19 protein-coding genes and 1 pseudogene are annotated in these 15,743 nt (G+C 61.2%); 9 read left to right on the top strand and 11 right to left on the bottom strand.

What is annotated here, in order from left to right:
* Positions 1–224: 224 nt before the first annotated feature.
* The 3 genes from M1E05_RS12475 (at position 225) to M1E05_RS12465 (ending at position 2,104) form a co-directional block, all read left to right on the top strand.
* Positions 225–692: a nuclear transport factor 2 family protein gene (locus M1E05_RS12475; RefSeq protein ID WP_461163125.1), complete on the top strand. Its 468-nt coding sequence runs from the start codon at positions 225–227 to the stop codon at positions 690–692.
* Between the two features lie 308 nt (positions 693–1,000).
* Positions 1,001–1,351 (top strand): YciI family protein, encoded by a 351-nt coding sequence (locus tag M1E05_RS12470; RefSeq protein WP_461163124.1) that lies wholly within the window; start codon positions 1,001–1,003, stop codon positions 1,349–1,351.
* A 372-nt stretch (positions 1,352–1,723) separates the two neighbouring features.
* Positions 1,724–2,104, top strand: coding sequence for a DUF7793 family protein (locus M1E05_RS12465; RefSeq protein ID WP_458114261.1), 381 nt, complete (start codon positions 1,724–1,726; stop codon positions 2,102–2,104).
* Between the two features lie 445 nt (positions 2,105–2,549).
* Here M1E05_RS12465 and M1E05_RS12460 read toward each other — a convergent pair whose 3' ends face one another.
* The 8 genes and pseudogenes from M1E05_RS12460 to M1E05_RS12425 all read right to left on the bottom strand — a co-directional run.
* Positions 2,550–3,257, bottom strand: coding sequence for a carboxymuconolactone decarboxylase family protein (locus M1E05_RS12460; protein ID WP_461163123.1), 708 nt, complete (start codon positions 3,255–3,257; stop codon positions 2,550–2,552).
* Positions 3,239–3,982 (bottom strand): SDR family oxidoreductase, encoded by a 744-nt coding sequence (locus tag M1E05_RS12455; RefSeq protein ID WP_461163122.1) that lies wholly within the window; start codon positions 3,980–3,982, stop codon positions 3,239–3,241. The genes M1E05_RS12460 and M1E05_RS12455 overlap by 19 nt, the downstream gene beginning before the upstream one ends.
* Before the next feature lie 193 nt (positions 3,983–4,175).
* On the bottom strand, positions 4,176–4,919 hold the full coding sequence (locus M1E05_RS12450) for an SDR family oxidoreductase (RefSeq protein ID WP_461163121.1): 744 nt from the start codon (positions 4,917–4,919) through the stop codon (positions 4,176–4,178).
* Between the two features lie 195 nt (positions 4,920–5,114).
* Positions 5,115–5,351, bottom strand: coding sequence for a hypothetical protein (locus M1E05_RS12445; protein ID WP_461163120.1), 237 nt, complete (start codon positions 5,349–5,351; stop codon positions 5,115–5,117).
* A gap of 46 nt (positions 5,352–5,397) precedes the next feature.
* Positions 5,398–5,631, bottom strand: coding sequence for a low temperature requirement protein A (locus tag M1E05_RS12440; protein ID WP_461163119.1), 234 nt, complete (start codon positions 5,629–5,631; stop codon positions 5,398–5,400).
* A complete protein-coding gene (locus tag M1E05_RS12435; protein WP_461163118.1) occupies positions 5,628–5,963 on the bottom strand; it encodes a low temperature requirement protein A in 336 nt (111 codons plus the stop codon). Before M1E05_RS12435 ends, M1E05_RS12440 begins: the two co-directional genes overlap by 4 nt.
* Before the next feature lie 42 nt (positions 5,964–6,005).
* Positions 6,006–6,917 carry an RNA polymerase sigma-70 factor gene (locus M1E05_RS12430; RefSeq protein ID WP_458114256.1) on the bottom strand — a complete coding sequence of 304 codons (912 nt, stop codon included), beginning with the start codon at positions 6,915–6,917 and terminating at the stop codon, positions 6,006–6,008.
* Between the two features lie 88 nt (positions 6,918–7,005).
* Positions 7,006–7,254: pseudogene (locus M1E05_RS12425) on the bottom strand (succinate dehydrogenase); the annotation flags it as partial.
* 233 nt (positions 7,255–7,487) lie between these two features.
* On the opposite strand from M1E05_RS12425, the gene M1E05_RS12420 reads away from it, so the two are divergent.
* The 3 genes from M1E05_RS12420 to M1E05_RS12410 all read left to right on the top strand — a co-directional run bounded on the left by M1E05_RS12420 (position 7,488) and on the right by M1E05_RS12410 (position 10,467).
* Positions 7,488–8,366: a TolB family protein gene (locus tag M1E05_RS12420; RefSeq protein ID WP_461163117.1), complete on the top strand. Its 879-nt coding sequence runs from the start codon at positions 7,488–7,490 to the stop codon at positions 8,364–8,366.
* Between the two features lie 284 nt (positions 8,367–8,650).
* The gene (locus M1E05_RS12415; protein WP_461163116.1) at positions 8,651–9,976 is read left to right on the top strand and encodes a serine/threonine-protein kinase; all 1,326 of its coding nucleotides are present in this window, start codon (positions 8,651–8,653) and stop codon (positions 9,974–9,976) included.
* Positions 9,973–10,467: a hypothetical protein gene (locus M1E05_RS12410; protein WP_461163115.1), complete on the top strand. Its 495-nt coding sequence runs from the start codon at positions 9,973–9,975 to the stop codon at positions 10,465–10,467. Before M1E05_RS12415 ends, M1E05_RS12410 begins: the two co-directional genes overlap by 4 nt.
* 120 nt (positions 10,468–10,587) lie before the next feature.
* Here the strand turns inward: M1E05_RS12410 and M1E05_RS12405 are convergent, their stop codons facing one another.
* Complete coding sequence (locus tag M1E05_RS12405; RefSeq protein ID WP_461163114.1) at positions 10,588–10,929, bottom strand: putative quinol monooxygenase; 342 nt, start codon at positions 10,927–10,929, stop codon at positions 10,588–10,590.
* Between the two features lie 510 nt (positions 10,930–11,439).
* On the opposite strand from M1E05_RS12405, the gene M1E05_RS12400 reads away from it, so the two are divergent.
* Both M1E05_RS12400 and M1E05_RS12395 read left to right on the top strand, forming a co-directional pair.
* Positions 11,440–11,967 carry a winged helix-turn-helix domain-containing protein gene (locus M1E05_RS12400; protein WP_461163113.1) on the top strand — a complete coding sequence of 176 codons (528 nt, stop codon included), beginning with the start codon at positions 11,440–11,442 and terminating at the stop codon, positions 11,965–11,967.
* 10 nt (positions 11,968–11,977) lie between these two features.
* Entirely contained in the window at positions 11,978–12,379 is a 402-nt protein-coding gene (locus tag M1E05_RS12395) for a restriction endonuclease (protein ID WP_461163112.1), read from the top strand.
* Between the two features lie 276 nt (positions 12,380–12,655).
* On the opposite strand, the gene M1E05_RS12390 is transcribed toward M1E05_RS12395, so the two are convergent.
* Positions 12,656–12,856: a hypothetical protein gene (locus tag M1E05_RS12390; protein ID WP_461163111.1), complete on the bottom strand. Its 201-nt coding sequence runs from the start codon at positions 12,854–12,856 to the stop codon at positions 12,656–12,658.
* A gap of 162 nt (positions 12,857–13,018) precedes the next feature.
* Positions 13,019–13,345 (bottom strand): hypothetical protein, encoded by a 327-nt coding sequence (locus M1E05_RS12385; RefSeq protein WP_461163110.1) that lies wholly within the window; start codon positions 13,343–13,345, stop codon positions 13,019–13,021.
* A 254-nt stretch (positions 13,346–13,599) separates the two neighbouring features.
* Here M1E05_RS12385 and M1E05_RS12380 point away from each other — a divergent pair, with 254 nt between their 5' ends.
* The gene (locus M1E05_RS12380) at positions 13,600–15,702 is read left to right on the top strand and encodes an HYR domain-containing protein (RefSeq protein WP_461163109.1); all 2,103 of its coding nucleotides are present in this window, start codon (positions 13,600–13,602) and stop codon (positions 15,700–15,702) included.
* Positions 15,703–15,743: the final 41 nt, after the last annotated feature.

Here is a 15,743-nt window from a genome sequence, read left to right as displayed (position 1 = left end):
GCTGCAGTTGTTTACGGCGTCGAGCGCAGAGAAGTGTGAGAGGGGACGATCCGCCGGCCAAGGCTTTGGAGCGGTCCGACCGAGAGCTCCTTATGTCTATTGGGGTCAGTTCGGGCCCTGACTTCCGATCTTTGAAGCCCGCGCACGGGCGGTGTCGATGTACCGAAACCGCCCGTGCGCCTCTCACCTTCAACTTCACCACCCTCCCTGCGAAAGGAAAAACCATGACGAGACCCCCGCTACCACCTTTTACCGACCATACTGCCGCGCAGAAGGTCCGAGCCGCCGAGGACGCTTGGAACTCCCGGGATCCGGAGAAAGTGTCCCTTGCCTACACTGAGGATTCCCGCTGGCGGAACCGCTCCACGTTCATCACCGGGCGGGACGAGATCGTGCGTTTCCTCACCGCCAAGTGGGAGCGCGAGCACGAGTACCGGCTGATCAAGGAGTTATGGGCGTTCAGCGATGCGCGGATCGCCGTACGGTTCCCGTACGAGTGGCAATCCGAGAATGGGGAATGGTTCCGTGCCTTCGGCAACGAAAACTGGTTCTTCAACGCCGAAGGGCTAATGGCCCAGCGGCACGCCAGCATCAACGATGTTCCCATCCAGGAGTCAGAACGACTGTTCCACTGGGACCGTTCCGGACCTCGCCCGGCTAACCATCCAGGCCTCTCCCAACTTGGCCTTTGACCTGGGTAGGACGAGATAACCCGATTACTGATGAAAGCATCTCCAAGATTCACTCTTAGAAGGGATGGATTGAAGACGCTGGAAGCAGGCCCTGGCAATGATCTATGCGGTGCCTGCCCAGGAATCTCACCCACCGAGGCGTCCACAACCAAAGGAAACGGGACACCCCTGAGACCGAGCGGACAGGTCAGCCGGCAACAAGAATGCTACTCCCGGTGCGGTCAACGGCGGGATATACATACTTCCGGTAGTATCCCTTCCTTGGGACAAAAACTGACGACAGTTGGCCATCAGCCTGGTAGGAACGAATGCCTGAATTCGCTGTACTGATCTACGCAAACGACTCCTTGCACGCACCTAAAGCCACGAAAGAGGATCTCAAGGAGTGCGACGAGCACTTCGACTCTCTCGTCGCCACGGGTCGCATGCACATCGCGTATGCGCTCACGCCGCGGGACCATGCGCGCACGATCCGAGCGGCCGGCCCTGCAGACGGCCCTTATGGCGCCGGCGGTGACGTCGTCGCCGGATTCTACATCCTGAACGCGACGGATATCGACGAAGCGCTGGACCTGGCCCGCAAAGATCCTTCCATCCTCACCGGCGGTGGAGTGGAGGTCCGTCCTGTGCACAGCGGCGGAGTCGTCGCCCCTACCTGAGGGAACGCTGTCGAATTCCACCCATGCCGTTCGTTGCAAAGGTGACTTGGCCGCCAGAAAAGCGGGGAAGTGTCCCAATGGGAGGTCCCGTTTCCAAGGGTGTGGGACGAACCTACCTCCAGGCCATGCCGGAAAACGCGGAGACGGCCGGCGTTGACGTTGTGATCGTGACTTGGGTCTACCTAAACGGAGAGTTTCAGCCATAGACGAATTCTATGAGCACCGCTACTTTACCGCTCAGTCGACGCCGGCGGATCACCTTATTGAGACTGACGGTTTGGACGTGACTCAGATCGCGTCGGTGGTTCTCGCGGTCTTACCTCCAAGCAGGCAGTTAGTCTTAGCTTCACGAGATGCTTTGGGGGAGTAGAAATGAATCCAATTACTGTTGACGGCGGCAAGGGCACTGTGGAACTCGACTCCGATGGGGTTCTCCACCTTGTGTGGAAGCCGGAGACTGTTCTGGCGGCCGATGATGTTCATGCGGCGATGGCAAGCGTCAATGAGGTTGCCGACGGTGCCGAGTATCCGATGTTGATCGACATAACGAACACCCAAGCGGTGACCCGTCAGGCCAAGTCCGTTTTCAGCGTAAAGTGCGCCGCTTCGCGAATTGCCTTGCTTGGCTCAAGCCCGGTCAGTCGTGTCATTGCCAACTTCGCTATGGCACGGCGGACACTCCCGTGTCCCACCCGGTTTTTCACCTCCCGCGACGAGGCCATGAACTGGCTTCACCAGACACCCCACGCCTAGATCCGCGAGAAGTCTTCCGTCCAAGGCGTTCCGGTTCGAAGGGACTGAGCCGGCAGCATCAGCGGAGTTTTTTCGTGCATTCTCCGGTACTGGAAGTCATTCCGTGGCGATGAGTTCGACTTCGAAACCGTGGGGGTTCGCCAGGGAAGCGGCATAGTGCCCCGGCCCGCCTGCGTGCGGGTACTTGTCCTGGAACAGGGAGTCCCAGCCATTTGCCGCGGCTTCCTGGACGAGGGCATCGACTTGTGCCTCTGTTTCCGTATGAAACGCAAGGTGATTCAGACCGGGGGAGGTCCGTTCATGGACCCTGCTGGATAGATCCGCCTGTTGCTGTGATAAATATTGGGTCGAGCAACGTGGGGCGCTCTGCGTTTAGACCAATTCCCGACTGACGTCAAGGGCCATAGTGGGCGGACGAAGCATCGCTGGCCTTTGACTCGCTTGTTCAAAAACGACCGTTTTCGGACCGGTTTGGTTCAGCGTGAGGATAAGGCCACAGAGCGCGTGGATCCGGCGATCTTCTGTTGGTCAATTGGATTCGAGCATCGTTTCTGAACAGGGGGGCGGATGTACGTTTGAGACTGCCGTTCCCCAAACGGAACGGCACAGCACTCAGGCTGGAGATTGCCACCCGGTTGAACGCGTTGATTGTGATTGCCACCCATTCCACTGCGGCTATCTGGTCGTCGTTGAGTGCTGCCGCGTCGTCTTGGCGCAGGGAGAGTCGGCCGGAGATCAGGGTGGTGCTCTCCGCGATGGCAAGGGCATGTCGCTCTTCTGGGGTGAAGTACTGCGTATCCCGCCAGGCGGGCAGGACGGCGAGTCGATCCTGGGTTTCGCCGTGAGTGATGGCGTCACGGATGTGCATTCTAAGGCAAAACGCGCAGCCGTTGATTTGGGAGCAGCGAATCTTGACGAGCTCGATGAGGAGGGGTTCCAGTCCTGCTACGCCGGCGGCGGTAGAGGACTCGTCGTTAAGGAGGAGCAAGGTCTTGTATGCGCTGGTACGGCTTGGTTCAAGCGAATGTGATTGCCCATGGTGGTCTGCTTTCAGAAAGTATTGCCTTCTATCGAACAAGCTGGGGGAGGGGTGCCCTCCAACGTCCTCTGTGAAGGGCACCACTCTCTGTCCGGTTACTGCTGGTTCAGCCATTCTTCGAAGCGGGTGTTATAAATGGTCGCTTCGTTGCCAGGAAGCAGTTCGCCATCCTGGAGCAGGGCGTTGAAGTAGCGTGCGTTGGGGTCGGTGACGACCTCGCGGGGGTCGCTACGGAAGCTGAGGCCCTTGCGGATGAGCTCGTCGAGACCGAATCGCTCTGGGCCGGCGACCTCAACGGTGGCATTTTGTGGACTTCCGACGGCGGTACGGGCAACCGCGGTGGCCACGTCCTCAGCGGCCATAGGCTGGATCAGGGCAGGTGACAGACGAACAGTGTTTCCCTCGGTCGCGGCCTGGGCGATGCTCTTGACGAACTCAAAAAACTGCGTCGCATGAACAATCGAGTAGGGCAGGCCTGATTCCTTGATGAGCTTCTCTTGGGCGATTTTCGCCCGGAAGTAGCCGCTCTCAAGCAGGCGCTCGGTGCCCACGACCGACAGCGCGACGTGGTGCCGGACACCGGCTTCCTTCTCCGCGGCGAGCTGGTTGCCGGTAGATGTAGTGAAGAAGTTCAGCACTGCTGCATCTTCAAACGATGGCGAGTTGGACACGTCGACTACAGTGTCGGCTCCCTGGAGCACGTCCGCGAGACCTTCGCCCGTGAGGGTGTTCACACCCCTGTCAGGGGAAGCGGCCACTGCTTCGTGTCCGTGTTCGCCGAGCTTGCTGACCAGTTTCGAGCCGATCAGGCCAGTGCCGCCGATAACTACGATCTTCATGATCTTCCTTCCGATAAGTGACGTAGAGGGATGCAGCTACATCCGTCCACCAGCTATGACCGGGTACCAACACAATCTGTGACAACCTGAGCAGGGTGGTCCCGTCCAAGTCCGGGTTCTGCCTCATAGTCGTGCCGTTCATAGGCTCACAATGGCCGTCGGTCAGATGCCTGCCCCTGTAACGCCGGAGAGACTATGACCTCACGTTCAGCCACTCTTTGAGCGTGATGTCCCCGATGCGGGTTTCACCGACGGGAACGATGCTCGTCTCTTCAATCCGTATACCGAAGTAGCCGGCTTCGGTATCAATAACCACTGGGCGGGAATCATTGCGGGCCGCGAGAACCCGCGACACGAATTCATTAAGTCCTGCGCGCTCAGGGCCCGCCATCTCAAGGACGCCGTCAATCGCAGGCGAGACCGCCGTCTCCGACACAATGCGAGCAACGTCCGCAGCAGCCATCGGCTGCATCAGGTAACTTGTCGCATAAACGGACCCGTCGCGTGTTCCGGCGTCAGCGATCATCGGGATGAACTCAAAGAATTGAGTAGCCCGCAGAATGGTGTAGGGCACTCCGCCTTCTCTAACAGCCTTCTCCTGGGCAGTTTTTCCGGCGAAGTAGCCGACGCCGATACGGTCGGTTCCAACGACCGACAGAGCCACATGATGCCGCACGCCGGCCCTTTTCTCGGCGGCGAGAAGATTGCGGGATGAAGTGGAGAAGAAGGGAACGACTACCTTCTCATCGAACTCGGCAGTGTTTGTCAGGTCGACAACTACGTCCGCCCCCACCATCGCCTCATCCAATCCCTGGCCGGTCACCGAATCCACTCCGGTAGAAGGGGACGCCGCTTTCGCCTCATGGCCCTGACTGCTTAGGATCTCCACAACCTGCTTGCCGATCAGGCCAGTGCCGCCGATAACTACGATCTTCATGATCTTCCTTCCGTTAGTGGCATACGGAATGTGTGGCATTCCGTCCACCAGCTATGACCGGGTACCAAATCAATCTGTGACAGCCTTGGAAGATTGCGCGCTAGTTCAGCGCCGTATTTCGTAAATCCGGTGAGCTTGTCTGGGCCAACTTTGGGAGCAGTTGAAAAGTGCCATACGGCAGAATCCGTGATCCGATCAGCTTGCTTCCCTCTTCTGTCCGGGCTGCAATGCCGTCACCACGACGACCAGCGCACACACAACCGCGATTCCGCCCACCACGCCGACAACCCCGATCGCACTGACGCTCGCCGGCATCACCAGCACCGTCCCCACCGCTGGCAATATCAGCGCCGGACGAATGGCTGGCCGGGTCGTGAGCGGCGAGCCGCAAAATGGCGAAGTGCCAATATCCCCATTGGTACGATTTGTCACGATTTGCAGACAACGCGTCACCCGCGGGGTGTAGGAAGTACAGCCATCACAGGGAGAACAACAACGCGAGGCCGGCCGCAGAGACAGCAATCAGGTATACGCTCACGCCGCCGGATCTCAATTCAGCGGCCACTCCATTCGATGGGGCCAGCACGCTTTCACCGAGCAGAATGATCGCGAACAGGCCATACCGCTCGGCGATATGATGCGGGCGCCAGCTGCTGTGACCTGTGCGTTCGGCCCATAACGGAACGGTGAGCTCCAAAATAGCGAGCATCACGAACGCGACGAGCTGCAACTGCCCCGACAAAACCCCGCCTGCTGCAACACCAACCGCAGGACCCAGCCCAGTTGAAGGACCGCGAACCCGACTGCGTATCGGAACGCCGTCCGGCGGCTGGGCGGATCCTCAATCGCAGCCCGTAGCCATTGGGCGATCAACCCGACGCGCATCACAATGAAACCAAGAGTGACCGCCAGATAGTCACCGTCGTTGAATGCCGCGGGCACACCTGCACCCAGCAGCAGCACACCTCCCATCTGCAGCATCGTCATCAGCCGGTAAAACGCATCGTCCGTGTCGAACGCGGACGCGAACCAGGTGAAGTTCATCCATGCCCACCAGACCATGCTGGGCCCGGCTAGTCTCAGACATTAGCGGCGCCACATGACCGGCTCAACCCTCGTCACGCCGGAGAGCTTGTCCGGATTCATCGTCCATAAAAGCCGATCAATACCATCGGCAGACGCCGTGAGAGTCACCACAGCAAACACCACCCCATCCTGCGCCAGCCGTGCTGAAGGCTGGCCATTAGCCATGAAGAGCTCGGTATCGACACCATCCCAGAAGCGCGCCGCGAATGCACGGTAGTACTTCGCGACCCGTTCCCTGCCTACAACAGGGAACTTGGAAGCCCGAACCTTACCGCCGCCGTCGGAGTAGCTGATGACGTCCGCGGCGAAGAGTTCTTCCAGCGCAGTCAGGTTCCCGGTACGCGCCGCAGCTAGGAATGCTTCCAGCAGACGCCGCTGCTCGCTGACGCTCACCGCTGCGCGTTTCTCCTCGGCAAGGCGTTTGCGCGCCCGGCTGACCAACTGACGGGCATTCGCTTCTGTCTGTTGGATGATCTCCGCAATCTGCTCATACGGGTAGTCGAATGCTTGCCGCAGCACGTACGCGGCCCGTTCGGTCGGTGACAGCTTTTCCAGTATCAGCAACACGGCAAACTCAAGCGCTTCACCATTAACGGCGCCCAGTTCAGGGTCGGCGCTTGTCTCCACCGGCTCGGGCAGCCAAGGACCGACATACGTTTCACGACGGACACGTGCCGACTGCCCCACATTGATGGCAAGACGGGTGGCGGTGGTCGCCAGGAACGCCGGCGCATTCCGGACAAGGCTGCGATCGCATGTCTGCCATCGAACCCAAGTCTCCTGGACAATGTCCTCCGCCTCGCCGACGCTGCCGAGCATCCGGTAGGCAATTCCGAACAAGCGAGAACGGACCTCCGCGAATACCGTCGACGCAGTCTCTAATTCGGCGGCTGACCGCGCATCGGCATCCATGCGCCCAATATTACTGCTCTAAGGATTGGACCCCGGCCATGAGTAGGCCATACGACGCCGGGCCATCTGGCGGTATATGTGCCAATCCTCACTCGACGAGTTTGTCCGCGGTTGCGACCTGGCGACGCATGAGCGTCACAATCTCGTGCGATACAGGCGCGATGCCTTCGTGCTCGACGCCACGAGCAAGAGACCAGACAAGATTGACCTGCAAGCTTGAATCAAGATCCGGATAGTCGCTGCGGTTATGACAGCCGCGTGTTTCACGGCGTTCACGGGCAGCTTCAGGCGTCGCACGCGCCGCAAGAGCGGCCGACTTCAAGTCGAAAGCGTGTGCAAACCCAGGGCCGTTAATCTTGTTCCGAGCTCAATAGGAGAACCACATTGAACGTTATGTGCATCACTGACATGGAGAAATAGACATTCGGATGCTGTTTATAGACATTCCCTTGTTTAGGGCGCTGTCCAGACCGTACCGGGGCGGCAACAGTTAGCCCGTCCCGTGTCCTACGGCCCTGAGCTGCGGCAGGCGCCTAAGTTGGTTGGACACGTGAATAGGAGAATTCTCGAATGTCACTTGCTCCCCACCTCGCCGACGGCCAACGATGCCAGGTACTCATCGGCGGACCGACCTACGCCCATCCGACCCTCCTCTTTGAGACCGACGAACTCCGGATCGAAGCACCGAACTGGTCCCTTGACGGCAGGAACCTTTACCTTAACGGTGGCGGCCTGCTCTGGGCACTGGATGTCGCAAACCCGGAAGCCGGTCTTCGGCCGATCATGTTCGATGGGCTTCCAGAACTGAACAATGACCACGTGCTGGACCCGGATGGAGAACACATATTCCTTTCGGCGAACGACGGACACATCTACCGCGCTGCACTCAACGGGGGTGCGGTCGAGCAGATGACGCCCAACGACGGTATGAGGCACTTCCTTCATGGAGTCTCGCCGGACGGTAAGCGCCTGGCCTACGTTGAACTCAAGGAATTCGGAGACCACGGGAAGCTTGCGGTATTGCCAACGTCGGGGGGCGAAGTATCTCGCCTCGATACCGGATACGGGCACATCGACGGCCCCGAATGGTCCCCCGACGGTCAGTGGATCTACTTCAATACGGAAGGCTTTACCAACACCCCAGGGCACGCTCAGCTGGCACGGATCCACGAAAGCCGTGGAACAATCCAGCGTCTCGTCACCAGCGAGACGGTCGATTGGTTCCCACATCTGTCCGCTGACAATCGCGCTGCCGCCTACATCTCATACCCAGCCGGAACACTGGGTCACCCTGGGGATCTCGACGTCGAGGTCGTAGTCGTCTCTCCGGGGGATTGGTCAAGCCCAATTCAGCGCTACCCGGTCTTCGGCGGACAGGGCACGATCAACGTCCACAGCTGGTCCCCAGATGGCACACGTTTCGCTTTTGTGGCCTATCCGATTGCCTGAGATCCATTCGCCTCCGATAGACGGCGGTGTGGAAGTGGTCGCAGGGGTTAGCCGGCATCGCGCCACCGAATGTGTAGCTCGAATGCGCATAGTTACACATGGAAGCGTCAACTCTCGCTGGCGGAATGAATGTCCGAATGCCAAACTCCACGTAGGTCGGCTTGTGCTTAACCGTATGCTTCTCCACTCGGACTTTCCCCCATTCGAGAATCATAAAGCGCATGGCCACAGAATCTGCCGTGTGGAGCCCCGGCTAAAGTGGTTGGTGACGGAAGGCAGGTTCCATGACCGAAAGTACGGACACCGGTATGGCCGGGACGGTCCTGCGCGAGCGCTACCGGGTGGGGGAAGTGTTGGGCCACGGCGGCATGGGAACCGTCCACCGCGGAACCGACCTGGTCCTCGACCGGGAGGTGGCGCTGAAGATCTTCCGGGACGACATCACCGACCCGGAGGAACTGGCCCGGCAGCAGTCGGAAGCACGGATGCTCGCGCAGATGAACCACCACGGCCTGGTCACGCTCTTCGACACCGGAACGCTGCTTCGCGGCCACCGGGAAGTCCCCTTCCTGGTCATGGAACTGGTTTCCGGAACCGACCTTCGCCGGCATCTCGCAGCCGGACCGCTGACCGGCGCGGAAACGGCGAGGCTCGGCGCCGAACTCGCCGAAGCACTGAACTATATCCACCACCGCGGCGTGGTGCACCGCGACGTGAAGCCTGCAAACATCCTGCTGACCCGCTACGCGGCAGAGTCGCCGTTGCGGCCCAAGCTCGCCGACTTCGGCATCGCAAGAATGCTCGACGGCGCCCGCCTCACCGCTACGAACATGGTCCCCGGAACAGCGGCCTACTTGAGCCCGGAGCAGGCCCGCGGAGACAAGGTGGGACCGCCTGCGGACGTCTACTCCCTGGGCCTGGTGCTGCTGGAAGCCCTTACCGGGACCGTGGCCTTCCCTGGCCCTCCGCTGGAAGCCGCCGTTGCCCGGCTCTCCCGCGGTCCTGACATTCCTGATTCCCTGGGCCGGCGCTGGAAGTCCCTGCTCACCGGCATGACCTCCCGGGACCCGCAGGACCGCCCGGACGCGGCAAACGTGGCCGCAACATTCGGCACCGCCGGCGACTGGTCTATTCCGACCGGCGCGGCGCCGGCAACAGAATCGATGGCGGCTGCACCTTCCCCGGCCACCCGGGTCCTGAACTTCACCAAACCTCCTATTCCTCATCCCCCGGGCCAGGCGGGTCAACAAGGCCAACCTGATCCGGTCGGCAAGAAGGCGGCGGGAGCAGCCACCCGGTTGCCCGCCCTCGCGGACAGCCAGGCAACCAACGCCACGTCCTGGCACCCGGCACCCACCATGCCGTCACGCAGCCCGGCCTCGGCAGAACCGAAACCTGCCCGGCAGGGTCCGCGGGAGAAACTGGGCCGCCTCCGGGGCCGCCGGCTGTGGCTCCTGGCCGCGGCCGCCGTCGTCGTGGTTTTCCTCTTGGCCGTGCTGCTGACATCCATCCGGCAGCCTGCGCCCGCGCCGGTGGACACGTCCACGTCGGCAGTCCCTGGACAGCTCGGCGAACACTTCAAGGAACTGGAAGAAAGCGTCACGCCATGAACCAATGCCCAAGAACGCTGACTGCTGTCCTGGCCGCCTGCCTTGGCCTTTTCCTCCTTGCTGGCTGCTCGGCCGGGCCGGATCTCGACGGCGGTGTGGCCGCGAACCTGCAGACGCGCGTGGCTACGGCAAAACAATCCGCCGCGGAGCAGGACTACCCAGCAGCACTGGCCCAGCTCGAGCAGCTGGGCCAGGAGGTCACCGCAGCTGCTGAGCAGGGAAAGATGTCAGGGCAGCGGAAGGACCGCATCGAAGCCGCCATCAGCACCATCAGGACTGACCTGGAAGCGGCCATGACCCCCGCTCCGGCACCAACTACTCCGGCCCCGACCGTCTCTGCACCTGAATCTTCACTCACTGAAGAGCAGCAGGAAGCGCTGGAGGACGCGCAAAAGGAAGCCGACAAGCAGCGTGAAGAGGCCCAGAAGGAGGCCGAAAAGCAACGCCAGAAGGCGGAGGAACTTTCCGAAGAGCAGCGAAACAACGGCTGACCTAAGCGAGCCGTGTGCTGCCTGCCTGGAAAACGCTGATTGGCAGCAAGTCCGTCAAGCCGGACGGGCCACCGACGAACAAGCAGCCGTCAAAGTCGGACGGGCCACTTAGGAGCAAACCTACTTAACGGCGATCAGCTCGATCATCCGGATGTTCGGGTCCCCTGCCAGCATTGCCGGCCCGTGTTCGCTGAGCGCGGTTGGAATAGCGCCGTTGAGGTGCGCCTGCCGGTCCTCCTCAGTGTCAAAAGTGTCAAAGATGCCCAAGGTGGTTTCGCTGGCGCGGAAGGCATACCAAGTACGCGTGCCCGGTTCGTCAAGCACGATTTCACGGCCACCGTTCAGGAAATCCCACACTTCCTGCTCCTTCCCGGGCTTTTCCTCAACCATCAGTTCGATGACATCAAACGCGTCCGCGTTCTGGATCGCGTTAGTGGTCGCTTCGACATGCTCCCGGATCACTTCGGGCCCACGAGCTACAAAGTCGGAAGTGTTTCCCCAGGCCGGAGGATGGCGAGGGTCGTCGCCATGCTCTGAATGGCAGACTTCATACTGTCGTCGTCGGCAGCGATAATCCGCCCGTCGGGCAGACTATTAGTATTCCTTGTCACGTCGGCTCTCTTTCGCTCGGTGAACACCACATCACGCATTGGGTCCGTTGCCTGAGATGGTCTAGGAAACCATGTCCCTTGGGTGGCGGCTGTTGCATGTTGGATACGTTGGGATGCGCCTTCCTGCTTCGCCCTCCGTCAAAGTGAACACACCTCATCCTGACGTCACGACAAGGCACCAAAGGCGTCAGTATAGGGCCCGTATTCTTATTCTTGACGACTAGACGGAAAGTCCTAGAGGTCAGTCTGACATTTATTTTCACGCGCAACCTGGACCACCCCTTATAGCTACTGGACCGATCCCAGATGTGTTTGAAAGGCTCTATATGTCCCTGCAACAGCGGCTTTTCAAAGGAGAACTGTGACCGACAATCAAGTACCAGCAGTTGTTGAGCCCATTCCGAAATGGCATGAGTTCATGGTTCCGGTTCTTCGGGTGCTTTCTGACGGCAAACCGCGGGGCCGCCGAGATCTACTTGCAGCGGTGCTCGATGAAGCCGGAATGACAGAGTCGCAACGGGCAGTGATGCTCTCCTCCGGCCAGTCCAAAGCCGAAAACCGGATTGGATGGGCGATGTCGGATCTGACGCGGGCAACAGCAGTTGCCAAGCCCGAGCGCGGCAGCTTCGTCATCACCGACCTCGGCAGGGACCTGCTGCGTAAGAACCCTCACGTCATCACCCAGGACATCCTCAAGGAAATCCCGGCCTATCGCGACTACGAACCCCAGCGACAGAACGTCTCGAAGGCCGACCCGGTGGACATAACGGTCGAAGATTCGGAGTTGGATCCGATCGAACAGATCGAACGCGGCATCCAACTACTGCGGGCGGATCTGGCAACGGATCTGCTCAAGCGATTGCAGGAGCGCCACCCGGACCTTTTTTGAAGAAGCGGTAGTGAAACTGCTGCTAGCGATGGGCTACGGCGGAGCCGAAAACCGCGGGCGGCGCATCGGCGGCTCCGGCGACGGAGGTGTGGACGGTGTCATCGACCAGGACACGCTGGGCCTTGACCAGATCTATGTCCAGGCCAAACGCTACGCCCCTGACGTCACCGTTGGCCGCGAAGCGATCCAGTCTTTCGTCGGGGCGCTGGCCGGCCGTGGGGCCACCCGCGGGGTATTCATTACCACCAGCCGCTTCTCCGCCGGGGCTCTCGAATATGCTAAATCCATCCCCACACGGATCATCCTCATCGACGGCAAGCAGTTGACCGAACTAATGATCCGCCACGGAGTAGGCGTCCAAGTCGCCAAAACCTACACCGTCGCCGAAATCGACGAGGACTTCTTCGAATAGACCTGCTGAGTAAGTCGCTGCAGCGTCTAAATGCATCACGGGCACGGGAAATATTGCTGTCCTTAAAGCCACGTAGAACAAACACGTGGAACAAATAGGGCAGCAAACCGACAGAAGTCGTTAATGGACCATATGACCGTTCTTGATGCGACCCTGCGCTGCTTGGCTTCCTCGGCCGCTCCAGAGCGCGAATAGCTCTTAGTGCAGGTCGATTCCGCGATCGTGGCTTCCCGGTCCTGGTGTTGACGAGTGATCTCCACGGTGTATCCGGCCGATTCAAGGGCAAGAGTCATCTTCCGCACAGATGCTGCGAATGTTTCGGGGTGTGCTTTCGGTGCAAGGCAAAAGGTCCACGTCCGTGGACACACAATCGATCACGCCATGCTCGGCCAGTGCCTGACCGCCGGCAAGGAGGAACCCGTCCTCAGAGAGAACCGACAGGGCAATCTCCGCCGCTACCCGTTGAGCGTGGTCCATGAAGGATGTTCCTTGCGTTCGCAGTACGTAGGCAGTTGGGGGAGTGCTATTTCCCATGCCCGTCTGCACCTGTCCGGAAGCCGTAAGGAAGGCCACAGGTCACCAGCCGTCCGGCATTGACGATCCGGCAGATTTCCTCGATTGACCCCGAGTTCTGCAGTGTCAGCTGGTAGAGCGCGCTGCAGCTACCGTCATCTTCCACGAGGTAGCGGCTGTCCGGACCCCAGTCCAGATGAATCGGAAGCTCACCACCCCGGAGGAAGGTCCCTGCAGATCGTACAGGGCGTCCGGAACCACATACACCAAGGAATCCGCGAGGGTGTGTCTGGACTGAACATGATTGGCAGATTCGGTCCTGGAAACGTAATTGCGCAGGCCTGCCCGAATGAGTTCAGAGACGGTAGTGCCGTCTCTGGCCGCCTTTACGTGTGCTTCCTTCCAGAGCGGGTCTTCGATTCGGATGGTATGCCGTGTCGTGCCGGCTGACATGCTGCGCTCCTGAGTCGCTGCTCTTTTGGACCAGTCTGGGGGTGTCATGACACGTACGGAAGGGCATGAAGCGTTGGTTTGTCGCCGGTTTTTCCTCGTTTTCTCGGAGTAGGGCAAGTAGTTGCAGATCAAAGACGAGTATCCAGCACTGTTACACCGTCTGCCTGCTGTGGGGCAACATGGGGCGCATGTTCGGTCAGTTGGGGGATGACAGGGTCGCCCGCAGCATTGTCGGCACAATCGAAGGGTTACCCATGAAAGTCACCACGACGGGACGTTTCGCGGCATCGGCAGCCTCAGCGCTACTGCTCACCTCCATCCTCTCAGTCCCCGCGCCGGCGTCCGCCCCCGCCTCAGCCACGACCCGGGTCAGCGTCGCCAGCGACGGCAGCCAGACCAACAACAGCGACAGCGGGGTCCCCGCGATCAGTGGCGACGGCCGCTACGCCGCCTTCGAGTCGTATGCGACCAACCTAGTGCCAGGCGACACCAACAACCTTCTGGACGTGTTCCTGCAGGACCGGGACACCGGCGGCACCGAACGGGTCAGCGTCGGCAGCGACGGCAGCCAAGCCAGCGGCAGCCAAGCCAGCGGCGGCCATAGCTCCGCTCCCGCGATCAATGCCGACGGACGGTACGTCGCGTTCGGGTCGTTGGCGGACAATCTGGTGCCCGGCGACACCAACCGCACCAACGATGTCTTCGTGCGCGATCGCGTGACGGGCAGCACCGAACGCGTCAGCGTCGCCAGCGACGGCAGCCAGGCCGAATACGCGAGCTTCCAGCCTGCGATCAGTGCCGACGGCCGCTACGTCGCCTTCTGGTCTCAGGCGGACAACCTGGTGCCCGGCGACACGAACCGCGCCTCCGAGGTGTTCGTGCGTGACCGCGTGGCGGGCAGCACCGAACGGGTCAGCGTCGCCAGCGACGGCACCCAGTCCGACAGCGGTCACAGCCTCGTCCCCGCGATCAGTGCCGACGGCCGGTACGTCGCCTTCTGGTCGTTTGCGAGCAACCTGGCAGCGGGCGACACCAACGGCGTCCAGGATGTGTTCGTGCGTGACCGCGCGACGGGCAGCACCGAACGGGTCAGCGTTGCCAGCGACGGCGGCCAGGCCACCGGCGGCGTCGCAGGCGGCAGCATCAGCATGCCAACGATCAGTGCCGACGGCCGCTACGTCGCCTTCGAGTCGTTGGCGGAGAACCTGGTGCCCGGCGACACCAACGGCGCCCACGATGCGTTCGTGCGTGACCGCGTCGAGGGCAGCACCGAACGGGTCAGTGTCGCAGCCGACGGGGGTTCGGGAAGCGGCAGAAGCGTCCAGGCCGCGATCAGTGCCGACGGCCGCTACGTCGCCTTCGGGTCGTTGGCGGACAACCTAGTGCCGGGTGACACCAACGGCGCCTACGATGTGTTCGTGCGTGACCGCTTGACCGGCAGCACCGAACGGGTCAGCATCGCCAGCGACGGCAGCCAGGCAAACGACCTCAGCCTCGCCCCCGCGATCAGTGCCGACGGCCGCTACGTCGCTTTCGCGTCGTTTGCGAGCAACCTGGTGCCCGATGACACCAATGGCACCGCCGACGTGTTCCTCCGCTACCGAGATGGCGGTGCACCCAGCGACACCACGCCGCCGACCCTGACCCTGCCCGACCCGATCACCACAGAGGCGACCGGCCCGGCCGGCACAACCCTCCCATACACCGCCACTGCAACCGATGACACCGATGCCAACCCGGCGGTGGCTTGTGGACCCTCCTCCGGATCCAGCTTCCCCCTCGGAGGCACCACCGTGACTTGCACCGCAACCGACGCTTCCGGCAACCAGGCGACCGGCAGCTTCACCGTCACCGTGATCGACACCAGCGCACCAGCCCTGACCCTGCCCGCTGACCAGACCATCGACGCCACCGGCCCCTGGGGCGTCGCGGTTAGCTACACCTCCACCGCTACCGACACCGTTGACACCAACCCTGCGGTGACCTGCGCACCCCCGTCTGGATCCGTCTTCCCGCTCGGGGCCACCGCCGTGACTTGCACCGCAACTGACGCCAGCGGCAACCAGGTCGCCGGCAGCTTCATCGTCACCGTGGTCGGCGCCTCTCGGCAGATGGAAGACCTCGAGGCGCTGGTTCGTTCCTACCGGCTCACGGCCACGGTGGAGACCAGCCTGCTCACCAAGGTCATCAGCGCGCAGGACGCCTTAGCTGCCGACCGGACCGCCGCCACATGCAGCAAGCTCGCCGACTTCCTCGGCCAAGTCGCCGACTTCCACACGGCCCGAAAGCTCAAAGCCACGCAGGCCACGGAACTGATCGCGGAGACTACCTGGATACGAGCAGTCCTTGGCTGCTGAACATCCGAGCAACCGAGACCGGACGCCTGCCCGGGGGATAG

The organism is Arthrobacter sp. R4-81, assembly GCF_054792365.1.
This window is presented reverse-complemented; position numbering and strand designations above follow the sequence as displayed.